Genomic DNA, 12,549 nt, shown 5'->3' on the forward strand with positions numbered 1-12,549 from the left:
GCTTCGGGTCTACTCCATATCGGCAACGCCAGCTAACCTTGATCAGGTGACGGTTCCGATCTCGTGGCTCTTGCGCCAGAAACACCTCTCGCTGGCTCTGCTCACCGACCGAGCAGCTGCCACCCACCCCGTCACGTTTGCGCAGGCCACAGAGCTGACGGACCCCACTCCGTGGCTTTCCGGCGGCGAGTTGGTGCTCACCACCGGGCTGGCACTGGTAGGCGCGGACGCCACCGACTACAGCGAGTACATCGACCGTCTGGCCGCCGCAGAAGTTTCGGCTCTGGGTTTCGGGACCGGCCTTTCCCACGAGCGTGTGCCCGCAGACCTGATTGCCGCCGCCCGTAGCCGCGGACTCCCCCTGCTGGAAGTGCCGTTCACGACCCCGTTCGCGGCCGTCACGCGCGCGGTGATGACCCGCCTGAGCCAGCAGGAATACGAATCGGTACTGCGCGCGGCAGAAGTGCAGACTCGCATCACCCGGGTTGCGCTGCGCGGTGGCGTGTCGGCGATCGTGCGTGAACTGGCCACAGCCACAAAGACTTCGGTGGCGTTTGTCGGGGATCGGATCACCGCGGTGCACCCGGCAAACCAGAAGTCGTTGATCACCGAGGTTCGCGCGGTCGCGGCCACCACCCGCGATCCCAACGCTCCGGCGTCGATCTCGCAGAGCACACCCGAACGGACGTTGACACTGTCCCCCGTCGGAGTGACCGACAGTTGGCACGGCTACCTCGCCATGGCAGGAGCCGGGCCCCTGAGCAACATCGACAGAGTGCTGCTCGGGCATGCCGTCTCGTTGCTCACCCTCGAACTCGAGAAGCCGGTTCGCCTACGCGCCGAGCGAACCCGACTCAACGCCATGGCTTTCGGGCTTCTGCTCGACGGCCGAATCCCCGAGGACGGCGTGCCGTCGTACCTGGACGAAGCGAGCGACACTCACGGAAACGTTCGTGTCGTCCACGTTCGCGGATCCGGACTCGGGCCCGTTCTTCGCGAACTCGACAACGCTCTCGCCCGGGCAGGCCGGCCGCTTTTCGCCCAATCCGAAGACGGCGCGCTGACCGTACTCCTTCGCGGAACCGACACCATCGACACAGCCAAAACGCTACTGGCGCAACTCTCCCCCGCCGAGGCAAAAGCTGTGCGGGCCGGAATCAGCACCCCTCACCGTCTTCTCGACGCACCCCGCGCACTCGTCCAGGCCCGCGCCGCAGCCAACCTTACGACGGCCACGGCGCGCATTCTCGAGTTCGACGCCCTGAGCGGGTCGACAATTCTGGCGTCCGAGCCTGCCCGCGAGGCATTGATCGCCATGGCTGCGGACACCATCCCGGTGCTGACCGAACACGACCAGGCACACGGGACCGCACTGGTCGCGTCATTGCGCGCCTATCTCGAGGCAAACGGCCAATGGGAGTCGGCCGCAGCCGAACTCGGGGTTCATCGGCACACCCTCCGAGGTCGCATCGCTCGCATCGAGGAACTGCTGCAATGCGACCTCGGGCAGGCCAGGGTCAGAGCCGAACTGCTGCTCTCACTACTCGCCTGGGAGGGCCGCTGAGCGCTCCGCAGCGTGCACCGAAGCGAAGCTGGACGCACCGCGGACGAGTAGTTCCAGTTCGGCGTCGACCGTGCAGAGCCGTGCTGTGTCCAGCGCTCCGCTGCGGCTCACGCTCGACATCAAGGCCGTGAACCGGCGCACCGCTTGCGGATTGGCGGCGGTCCACAACGCGACTACATCCGAAACACCTTCACCGAGCGCTCCGGACACGAGGTCCGCGAAACGCGCCGTCAACCTGGCATGGACGGCAGCGCTGCCCATGACCTCCCAATGCGAGGCACCGACAGCGACATCGACGCCACCGAGAACATCGCCCAGATCGAGAGCGTCGGAGAGTTCCCGGTAGATCGCCGCCGCGGCCGCGACCGTCGTATTCTCCTGCAGTGCAATGTCCGCCAGGGCGAGCGCTCCGAAGGACGCCTCGATACGGTCGCTTGCCGACAAGCCTTCGGTGAGAGCCCGCACCGGAGCGGCCCATCGATCGATGTCGGCGCGCGGGTTCACGGTGAACCGGCCGGCGGCACCCGGGCGGCGCAACACCCAGCTCATCTCGGATTCCAACAACTGCTGCAAGCGATCGAGAGCCTTCAACTGCTCGGTGGCACTGAGATCGGACTTCAAGATCTCGCGTCGAAGGTCCTCCGTACCAAGCACTTCGCTGACCACAGCGTAGGCCAGAGCCGCTTCCGGACTGCGAACTCCGAGGTGTTCCTCGAGCCGGAACAGAACACCGGGTCCGACGCGGTTGACCAGTTCGTCGACCACCGAGGTGATGATGATGTCGCGGCCCAACCGGTGTGCGCGGACTGCGTCCGGTGCTGCCTCGACGACGGAGAGCGGGAAGTACTGAGGAAGGCGATCGGCGAAGATCTGGTTGTCCGGGACGGTCGACGCCCCCAACTCCGCCGTCAGTACGTTCTTCGACTGTGCTACCAGCACAGCAAGTTCCGGCCGCAGGAGACCCTGACCGGCACGCGCCCTGACCGCCAGAGCCTTGGCGTCCGGCAATGATTCTTCGAGTCGCTTCATCGCACCTGCCGAGACCAGGTTCTCGATCAACCGCTCGTGCTGATCGAGCAAGGCGGGAGCGCGGTGCTCGGCCAGGCTGATTGCGAGGGTCTGATCTTCACTGGCCTCGAGCACCGAAGCGGCTACCTCGTCCTGAGCGGCCGCAAGCAGTTCATTGCGCGAGGTCGCGTCCAACGCTGCGAGTGCGATCTTGATGTTGACCTCACGGTCCGAGGTGGCCACGCCGGCCGCGTTGTCGATGAAGTCGGCGTTGATTCGGCCACCGCCAGCGGCGTATTCGATGCGGGCTCGCTGGGTGAACCCGAGGTTGCCGCCCTCACCCACCACCGTCGCACGCAACTCGTCACCACTGACGCGAACTGCGTCGTTGGACGGATCGGCTGCGTCGACGTTGCTTTCGGTCGACGCTTTCACGTAGGTACCGACGCCGCCGTTCCACAACAGGTCCACCGGAGCGCACAGGATCGCTCGGATCAGTTCCTGAGGGGTCAGCTTCTCCTCCCTGATGCCGAGGGCCTGACGCGCCTCGAGCGGAAGGCGGATCGACTTCGCGCTGCGCGGCCAGACGCCACCACCCGGCGACATCACGGTGCGGTCGAAGTCGTCCCAGGACGAGCGCGGCACGGTGAAGAGCCGAGCGCGCTCGGCAAACGTCGTCTCGGTGTCGGGGTTCGGGTCGATGAAGATGTGACGGTGATCGAATGCCGCGACCAGACGGATCTTGTGCGAGAGCAACATTCCGTTGCCGAACACGTCGCCGGACATGTCGCCGATGCCCGCGACGGTGAAGGGATCGGTGTCGATGTCGAGGTCACGTTCGGCGAAGTGGCGTCGTACCGCTACCCAGGCGCCGCGAGCGGTGATGCCCATAGCCTTGTGGTCGTACCCTGCCGAACCGCCGGAAGCAAAAGCGTCGCCGAGCCAGAAACCACGCTCGACGGCGATGCCGTTAGCGACGTCGGAGAACCGTGCAGTCCCCTTGTCGGCCGCCACGACCAGGTAGGAGTCTTCGCCGTCGTACTCGATCACTTCGGCCGGATGTACTGCAGCGCCGTCGACGATGTTGTCCACCACGTCCAGCAGGCCGCGAATGAAGGTGCTGTACGACTCCTGCACCTGCGCCGGAGTCGGGGACGACGTGCCACGAACCACGAACGCGCCCTTGGCTCCCGAAGGAACGATCGGCGAATTCTTCACGCTCTGGGTCTTCATGAGGCTCAGGGCCTCGGTACGGAAGTCCTCGGACCGATCCGACCAGCGCAGGCCACCGCGGGCGACGGAGGAGCTACGCAGATGCACGCCTTCGACATTGGGTGCGCTGACGTAGATCTCGCGGAAGGGAACGGTCTTCTGCGGGGTAGAGAGCAACTGCGAGTCGATCTTGAACGAAGCGTACGGCAGCGGTTCGCCGCTCTCGCCGCGCAGGTACCAGTTGGTGCGCAGAGTCGCCTGCAGAAACGAACGCACGCCACGCAAGACGCGATCTTCGTCGAGAGTGTCTGCCCCGTCGACTGATTCGTCGATGGCCGATGCCGCGGTAGCCACGGCTGTCTCACGCGATCCTGCTACGGCGGGATCGAAACGCGCGGTGAAGAGTTCGATCGCTTGACGTACGAAGAGTGGCTTCGCTGCCAACACTCCGACGATGTAGCTCTCGGACAACCCGATACGAGCCTGAGCGAGGAAACGGCACGCAGCGCGCAGCAACTCTGCGTCGCGCCACGTGATGTCTGCTCGTCCGATCAGCCTGGAGAAGGCGTCCATACGAGTCTGGCCGGTGATGACGGCTTCGAAGGCGTCCGCCATCTTCTCCAGCGCACCGCCGTCGAAGGTGCTCGGCTCGAAGGTGAAGTAGTGCGCCGAGCCCAGAACGGTCGGGATCGGGCGGTGCGTCGAAACTCGGAGTCCGAGGGATTCGAAGTTCTCGCACAGATCGGAGAGGGAGGGCTCTCCGGACGGCCACAGCACCACGCAGGTCAGGTCACCACTGTTCCGGTCGTCACCCTGCCGGAAGACGAGTCGCTGACCCGCTGCTGCCAGTTCGGCGACCAGTTCGAGCGCCGGGTCACCGGGTCGATCACCGCCTGCCGGTCTCGATGCTGCAGCTGCGGTCTTGGTCGCCGATGATGTGCTCGCCATTGAACACCCTCCTGGAAATTATTGGATCCGAACACTTTCCAGTGTTGCGTGGATCACCGGAAAGAGGTCGTGCCCGATAGGAGTACCAACCCCCATCGGGCACGACATTTCGGCAGTTGCGGTGAGCTCAGTCGCCCAACCTGATCGGAGCGAGCTCCTCGAACACGTCGCCGGGTCCGGGATTCTCGGTTGGCGCAGCACCACCGAGATGGTTGACGACGCCCCACACCGCGTTGATCGCAGTCTGGATCGCGCCCTCGGCCCAGCCGGCGGTCCACGACACGTCGTCACCGGCGAGGAAGATTCCCCGATGACGCGGTTCGAGATCATTCTGCACGAAGTGAGAGAACAGGCGCTCCTGGTACCGGTAGTGCCCCGGAAGGTTCGCCTTGAATGCGCCCATGAAGTCGCGCTCGGTTTCCCATGACAGCGTCACCGGACTCGAGATGATGTGGCTGCGGAAGTCCACGCCCGGGTAGATCTCTTCGAGAGAGCGCAGCATGATGTTCATGCGCTCGGTGGCGTCGAGCGCCAGAAGCTTCAGCGAATCGTCCGACCAGGTGTACGACAAACAGATCAGGCCAGGCTTGCCCTCACCTTGATCGAGCAGGTACGTGCCGCGACTCATACGGTCGGTCAGTGTCATCGACACCGAATCACGGCCGGTCACGGGGTCCTTGTCCTTCCAGAACGGGCGGTCGACGAGTACGAACACCTTGGTCGAACCCATGTAGTGAGTTCGCTCGATCGCAGTCCAGTGGTCGATCGGGAACAGATCGTCGTCACACCTGATGTTGTTGAGCAGCATCCAACTCTGCACTGTTACAACGGCACTCGCGTAGGTGCGAATGTATCCGCCGGAGTCCGTGACCGTGATGTTGCCGGGCTCGGTACGCCGGAGTTCGGTGACGCGGGGACGCGTCTCGCCGTCGTTGAGCGAAGCGACCGTCGTACCGGCAGGCCAATGCGCCATGTGCGCCGGGGCGCGGTTCCACAACCGCATCGGCAGCTGCTGCGATCCACCCACGATGCCGCGGTGGTCGTCGTCGGCGGCCGTGATGACCACACGAAGGATTTCGAGAATCGAGTTGGGGTAGTCGGTATCCCAACCACCCGTACCGAATCCGACCTGCCCGAACACTTCCCGCATGTGGAATGACTTGAAATGCTTCGACGCGGCGAGGAATCCGTAGAAGGTCTGGTCGTCGTAGCGCACCACGAGGTCGTTCCAGATCCGCTTGATTTCTACGGTGTCGCGGTCACGAATGGCCTGCTGCAACGGAATCAGATCCGCATGCTCTTCGAGAGTGCGCTGCCAGGCCTTTGCCACCTCGGTGTAGATCGGCGGCAAATCCTCGAGAGCGTGCGCGTAGTGGCTTTCGCCCTTGAGATCGATGACCGTGCTGGGCGTGACCTCGGCGAGGGGATTGGGGAACTCCTCGGTCTGCAGACCCAGTTCGTTCAGGTAGTGGAACAACGTCGTCGACGACGGTGGGAAACGCATTGCGCCCATCTCGGCGACTACTCCGGGGTGTCCGTCGAACTCGACCGACCGCATCCTGCCACCGATCTGATCGGCTTCGTAGACAATCGGTTTGAGACCGATTTTGAGCAACTCGTAGGCCGTGATCATGCCGGAGAGGCCGCCGCCGATCACGGCAACTTCGGTACCCAAGGCCAGATCGGGCACCGAGCCGAGCCCCGCCGGACTGGAGACGTAATCGTCGTACGGGAACGGGAAATCCGGCCCGAACATCGTGAGCGGCGGCTGCTTGCCCGGTTCCGAGGAACTGTCCGGAGCTACTGGGATGGTCATCTACGGTTCTCCTTGGAGACAGTTGTGACAGAACGGTCTGGATACAGATCGAGGCGTCGATCGTCGAGATGCGTATTGAGAGTGCGCGATTGCGCGATGGCGGCGGCAGCAAGATCCGCGAAGAGCAACTCCTGGCCACCCCCGGCCCTCGCCAACTCGGCACCGTCGGGTGCGATGGCGCACGAGAGCCCGCAGTAGGTCAGGTCGGTTTCGGCACCGCAGCGATTGACGTAGGTGAGAAACATCTGACTCTCGTATGCGCGGGCCGGAACCACTTGCTGCGCAATGTGTTCGTACGGAGTCATCAAACCGGTCGGCACGATCAGCCATTCGGTTCCGGCGTCGGCGTGTGCCCGAACTGCTTCGGGAAATTCCACGTCGTAGCAGATCAACAATCCGCAGCGGATGCCCTCGAAATCGAACCCGACCACCAAGGTCTCACCTGGCCGGAAGTGCTCGCGGTCGAGCGTGCCGAACAGGTGCGTCTTGCGATAGTGCGCAAGCGAAGTGCCGGCGCTACCCACCACCTGCACGCTGTTGTAGACATCCCCCCCGTCGAGTTCGGCGTAGCCGTAGACGACTGCGATGCCCGCGCTGCGAGCAATCGCGGCGACGGAATCGAAGATCGGGCCGTCGGCCGGTTCCGCGCGCAGCGACACCAGTTCGCCGATGTCGTAGCCGATTGCGGACATCTCCGGCGTCAGGAGGATCTTCGCACCGGACGCAGCAGCCTCACGGGCTGCCGTATCGATCGCAGCGAGGTTGAACTCCACCGACGCAAAGGTGTCCGGTGTGGTGAGCGGACCTTGAAACAGGCCAACTCGGACAGAATCGACATGCATGGTTCGCTCCTTCAGGAGTTCCGTGACGCCAATTTTCGACGGTGCGTGTGACGGGGACAACTACCAGCGTGACTGGTGCCGCCAATCGTGTCAACTCTTGTTTCCTAAGAATCAACATTTACACAATCGAGTCTCACGAAGACGGAGCGCGGGGCCCTTCCGGCAACGCCGGATTCAGGACCCACAGAACCTTCGCCAGAACCGCGCCTTCGGCCTGAAAGCTGTGGTTGTGCGTGGGCGTGAACGTGAAGGAATCGCCCGCCGCAAGCACGACGTCCTCGGCGTCGACGGCCTCACCGTTCGGATCCGTCCGACCGCCCTCGAACGAGACCCGCAGGCCACCCTCGAGCACATGTACGAAGTTCACGTCGATCGGCAAGCTGTAGAACTCCTGACCGCTTCCGCCACCCGGCTCTAGCTCGCCGAGCAGCACCTGGATTCGACGCTCGTTGGTAGGCGTGAGCAGGTACTCCGTCATCTTTTCGCCGCCGAAGCTGATTTGCGGCATGGCGTCGGCGCGAACCACTTCACCGGCGGACGCATTCTCGAACAGGGATCCGACGGGGATCTCGAGCACCGCACACACTTTGATCAGGGTCGCCACCGACGCGTTGACGTGATCGCGCTCGAGTTTCGACAGGTACCCCTTGGTCACACCGCATGCCTCGGCCAGGTCGTCGAGGGTCAATCGCTTCGATTGGCGTGCCGCCTTGAGTCTCGCCCCGATGCGCGGACCGACCGGCACCACCGCTTCCTTCGCCTTGGCCACTGAACCCACTCCTTCACGACCGCCGTGTCCCTTTCAGGAAACAGGGGTTGACAACCGAGCCTCTTGGGGAAACCATACTTGCTCAGAGAGCTACATCACTGAAGGGCGCCCGGTGTGCGCCGAATCGAGAGCAGGGACCTCTGCACATGGCTACCAACAACCCCGGATCGTTCATCGGACCCGTCGACGCCACGCGCGTCCCCCGCTACGCCGAGCCGACCACTTTTGCGCGTCTTCCACGCCTGGACGAGGTCTCGCGCGCCGACGTGACCATCCTCGGCATTCCTTTCGATTCGGGTGTCAGCTACCGCCCCGGCGCTCGTTTCGGCCCGGGCCACATCCGCGCTGCGTCGAAGCTGCTGCGTCCGTACAACCCCGCGCTCAAGGTCTCCCCCTTCGCCAACCAGCAGGTTGCCGATTTCGGTGACATCGGCGTCAACCCCTTCGACATTCAGGAAGCTCTCACGACGGTTCAGTCCGCCGTCACCGACCTGCGTGCCGACGGTTCATCTGTGCTCACGCTCGGCGGCGACCACACCATCGCACTGCCGATCCTGCGCTCACTGGCCCGCGATCACGGCCCGATCGCCGTCCTGCACTTCGACGCTCACCTCGACACCTGGGACACCTACTTCGGTCAGCCCTTCACCCACGGCACCCCCTTCCGCCGCGCCAGCGAAGAGGGCCTGATCGACATGGAGCGCTCGCAGCACATCGGTATCCGTGGACCGCTCTACAGCGAGAAAGACCTCGAAGACGACCGCGTCCTCGGCTTCCAGGTCATCCGCAGTGACGACTACGAGGTCGACGGTGTCGCCAGCATCGTCGAGCGCATGCGCAAGCGCCTCGACGGTGGTCCGGTGTACGTCTCCGTCGACATCGACGTGCTCGATCCCGCCCACGCCCCGGGTACCGGAACACCCGAAGCGGGCGGCATGACCTCTCGCGAATTGTTGAACACACTGCGCGGATTGGTGGGACTCAACGTGGTCGGCGCCGACATCGTCGAGGTAGCGCCGGCGTATGACCACGCCGAGATCACCGGTATCGCAGCGGCTCACGTCGCTTACGAGTTGCTGTCGGTACTCGCACTCAATCGCTGAAGCAGCACAACGGTATCCGTGGTGTGATGCATCTCGGGGTTCGCGGGAAGATCACGTTCCCGCGACTCCGAGACCAACACCTTCCAGCCATCAGTGAACAGCGACTCCACATATTCCGGGGTATGCAGCATGGCCCGATGATGCTCGGTGGGCGACTCGTGGGGCGAGTGGCCCACGATCAGCAGATGCCCCTCCGGCGCGACCAGATCACCGAGCGCCCGGAACAATTCCCCGCGCGCAGGTTCGAGCATGTGGAAGAACTGCGCGGACACCAGATCGAACGAGCGACCCTGCGGATCCCACTTCGTCAGATCGGCTTCCAGCCATTCGATGTCGACACCCTCGCCCTCGATGTGAGCCTGGGCGCGGCCGAGTGCAACCGACGAGATGTCGGTGCCGGTGACCTTCCACCCGCGACGCGCCAACCACAAGGCGTCAGCGCCTTCGCCGCAACCGACGTCCAGTGCGGTGCCCGGCTCGAGGTCGGAGGCCTCGGCAATCAACTGTGGGTTGGGGTTTCCGCTCCACCGCGCCGGGCGTTCCTCGTACAGCGAGTTCCAGAACTGTGCGTCCGCCTTGGCGTACGGATTCTCGGTGGTTTCAGAGTTTTCGTGGTGATCGTGGTGTTCGTGGCTCATGCACCCAGGATGAACGACCTTCCACAACTCACGCAACCTTCTTTGCCGAAACAGCAACTTCTCCATTTCGATGCTCTGCTAACGCCACGCTTCGTGACAGGTGGATTTCCCGTGTTTCGTTGCCTTTCAAGAAGCCGGACCGCCGTGGATCGTTTCTCGACTCGCCGTGAGCCAGACTGGTTCATCACCCCGGTTCTCGTGAAATCGGACAAAAATCCGCCCCTTTTTCGTGAAGATCGACCGAGATGCCCGTCACGTCCTACGCCAAGATTTAGCGGTCACACTCGACCGCGCCCTCTCGAATTTCGCTCGGGCCCTGGCTCCTTCACGGAGGCACAATGAAACACCGCTCCTATTCGGCACTTGCAACGGCCGCGGGGCTCGCACTCGTGTTGTCGGCTTGCAGCTCGGGAGGCACGTCCTCGGGCTCCGACGGCGGTGAACCTCTGACAGACGGAACCTTCCGTTATGCGTTGCAAGCCGATCCGGGTGCACTCAACCCGATCATGTCCGGCTCCGCGGCAACCGCTGACATCTCGAGGCTGGCCTACGACTCCCTGGTCTACCAGGATCCGGACACCAGTGAATTCAAACCGTGGTTGGCCGAGAAATGGGAAGAGACGCCGACCTCCGCATCCTTCACCATTCGTGAAGGTGTGACCTGTACCGACGGGTCGACGCTGACCGCACAGACCGTCGCGAACAACATCAACTTCGTGGCCGATCCGGCCAACGGTTCACAACAGCGCGGCACTACGGTCCCCGTAGGCGCTTCGGCGACTGCCGATCCCGCGACCCGAACCATCACGGTCACCACTCCGGCGCCGAGCCCCTTCCTCCTCCTCACAGTCAGTCGCCTCCCGATCATGTGCGACGCCGGACTCGCGGACCCGACCGCCTCGAACAAGAAGTCTCTCGGTTCCGGGATGTTCGAAGTCACCGAAGTCGCCGCCAACGACCACTACACGTTCGAGCGTCGTGACGGCTACAACTGGGGCCCCGACGACACCACCTCCGACACTCCGGGCGTCCCCAAGACCGTCATCGCTGTCATGGCGCCCAATGTCAGCACCGCCGCAAACCAGCTCCTCTCAGGCGAACTCAACGCATCTCCGATCGCCGGTCCGGACAAGGACCGGATCGAAGCCGCCAATTTCGCCTCGATCAATCGCCCGATGCCGTCCGGTCAGATGTACTTCAACCAGATCGCGAACAATCCCACCAGCGATCCCGCCGTTCGCAAAGCATTCATCCAGGGAGTCAATCTCGACGATCTGGCAGAAGTTATCACTGCCGGCCAGGGCACCCGCGCAACAAGTCTCGTCGGCGTAGAGCCCCGCGCCTGCGTGTACGACTCCGTCACCGGCAACATTCCGGACTACGACGTCAGCGCAGCGAAGGCTACCTTGGATGCGGCCGGTTGGACCGCCGGCTCGGACGGAAAACGAAGCAAGGACGGAAACCCGTTGACACTCCGCCTCCTCTACGCCGCCGGCGAAGATGCTCGCAGCGCGGCAGCCGAACTCGCTCAGTCTGCATGGTCCGATCTAGGCGCCACCGTCGAGGTGACGGGAGCAGACCAGAACAAGGTTGTCGACGTCATGCTCAGCGGTAAAGACAACAATCAATGGGACATCGCGTGGATCCAGATCAACAACTCGATTCCCAGCGGGTTCACTCCGTTCTTCACCGGGCCCGCTCCGGCAGCTGGTAAGAATTTCTCTTCGATCAACAACCCCGCCTACGAAGCTGCAGTTGCCAAGGCCTCCGGTTTGACCGGCGACGCAGCGTGCGCAGAGTGGGCAGACGCCGAATCGCAGATCACCAAAACGGTGTCCGCGGTGCCGTTTGCAAATACGAACTTGAGCTTCTACTTCAACAAGGCCGGGCTCGCATTCGGTAAGTCCTTCATCGGGTCTGCACTGCGTCTCTACCAGTAGTCCGATCGACCCCTGTCCGTCAACGAGATACGTCAGATCAGTGTGATCTGGCGTATCTCGTTGCCACACCTATTGTCTCGTTGTCGAGCTCGACGTACGTCAGCTGAGGAATGCTGGACGCAAGTTCAGTGAAAGCCCACTTCGCAATGTTCTCGAATGACGGACGGAAATCGAGAATCTCCGGCCAGACACCGCTCGCCAATCGCTCGGCACATCGATCGACGGACTCGTCCAGAGCGTCCGTGTCGACAAACCATCCACGTTCTCCGAGTTGGTCGTCCTCGAACGAGAACGCCACTCGCATCGTCACGCGAAATCCCTCGGCAGGCATCAGCGGCGGCAGATTCTTCGCATCCCGAACCGGTGCCGGAAGCCCTTGCCTCACAGCGAATGTACGACGGATCTCGATACTGAACATGCCCGCCAAGGTATCAATGTTCATCGAGCACAGTTCTACGAGCGGACCAATCGCGCAATCGCGTCGTTCGCTTCTTCGATCTTCGCGTCCGCCTCGGGCCCACCGGCAACAGCGGCTTTGACGACGCGGTGGCCGATGTGGTCCTCGAGCCGGCCGATGGCCAATCACTCGTGCAGCATGCATCGCCGGTCGGATCACTGCCTGGGGCGCTGCTTGGAGCACTGCCAACTTCTGTCGCTTCCAACATTCGATGCCCTCCTGTTCGTCAACGCGTGACGTCGCAACAATTCT

The 12,549-nt window shown here is 63.2% G+C and carries 9 protein-coding genes and 1 pseudogene; 3 read left to right on the forward strand and 7 right to left on the reverse strand.

Annotation, left to right across the window (positions count from 1 at the left end; translation table 11 throughout):
• Nucleotides 1-46 precede the first annotated feature (46 nt).
• Complete coding sequence (locus QM716_RS27905) at nt 47-1,564, forward strand: PucR family transcriptional regulator (protein ID WP_283307494.1); 1,518 nt, start codon at nt 47-49, stop codon at nt 1,562-1,564.
• Here the strand turns inward: QM716_RS27905 and QM716_RS27910 are convergent.
• The 4 genes from QM716_RS27910 to QM716_RS27925 form a co-directional block, all read right to left on the reverse strand.
• Complete coding sequence (locus tag QM716_RS27910; protein WP_283307495.1) at nt 1,541-4,732, reverse strand: NAD-glutamate dehydrogenase domain-containing protein; 3,192 nt, start codon at nt 4,730-4,732, stop codon at nt 1,541-1,543. The two genes, QM716_RS27905 and QM716_RS27910, sit on opposite strands and share 24 nt — an antisense overlap.
• A 127-nt stretch (nt 4,733-4,859) precedes the next feature.
• Complete coding sequence (locus QM716_RS27915) at nt 4,860-6,548, reverse strand: flavin monoamine oxidase family protein (protein ID WP_283307496.1); 1,689 nt, start codon at nt 6,546-6,548, stop codon at nt 4,860-4,862.
• Entirely contained in the window at nt 6,545-7,390 is an 846-nt protein-coding gene (locus QM716_RS27920; RefSeq protein WP_283307497.1) for a carbon-nitrogen hydrolase family protein, read from the reverse strand. The genes QM716_RS27915 and QM716_RS27920 overlap by 4 nt, the downstream gene beginning before the upstream one ends.
• Nucleotides 7,391-7,523: 133 nt before the next feature.
• A complete protein-coding gene (locus tag QM716_RS27925; RefSeq protein ID WP_283307498.1) occupies nt 7,524-8,159 on the reverse strand; it encodes a helix-turn-helix domain-containing protein in 636 nt (211 codons plus the stop codon).
• A 146-nt stretch (nt 8,160-8,305) separates the two neighbouring features.
• Here QM716_RS27925 and speB point away from each other — a divergent pair, with 146 nt between their 5' ends.
• A complete protein-coding gene (speB, locus tag QM716_RS27930) occupies nt 8,306-9,262 on the forward strand; it encodes an agmatinase (protein WP_003941134.1) in 957 nt (318 codons plus the stop codon).
• On the opposite strand, the gene QM716_RS27935 is transcribed toward speB, so the two are convergent.
• Nucleotides 9,226-9,900 carry a class I SAM-dependent methyltransferase gene (locus QM716_RS27935; protein WP_283307499.1) on the reverse strand — a complete coding sequence of 225 codons (675 nt, stop codon included), beginning with the start codon at nt 9,898-9,900 and terminating at the stop codon, nt 9,226-9,228. The genes speB and QM716_RS27935 overlap by 37 nt on opposite strands.
• 338 nt (nt 9,901-10,238) lie before the next feature.
• On the opposite strand from QM716_RS27935, the gene QM716_RS27940 reads away from it, so the two are divergent.
• Nucleotides 10,239-11,840, forward strand: a complete 1,602-nt coding sequence (locus QM716_RS27940; protein WP_283307500.1) for an ABC transporter substrate-binding protein — start codon at nt 10,239-10,241, stop codon at nt 11,838-11,840.
• Between the two features lie 37 nt (nt 11,841-11,877).
• Here the strand turns inward: QM716_RS27940 and QM716_RS27945 are convergent, their stop codons facing one another.
• Nucleotides 11,878-12,282, reverse strand: coding sequence for a 6-carboxytetrahydropterin synthase (locus QM716_RS27945; protein ID WP_283307501.1), 405 nt, complete (start codon nt 12,280-12,282; stop codon nt 11,878-11,880).
• Nucleotides 12,283-12,293: 11 nt separating this feature from the next.
• A pseudogene (locus QM716_RS27950) lies at nt 12,294-12,422 on the reverse strand (transcriptional regulator); the annotation flags it as partial.
• Nucleotides 12,423-12,549: the final 127 nt, after the last annotated feature.

Source organism: Rhodococcus sp. IEGM 1409, assembly GCF_030056735.1.
In the GTDB taxonomy this organism is placed as follows: Bacteria; Actinomycetota; Actinomycetes; order Mycobacteriales; family Mycobacteriaceae; genus Rhodococcus_F.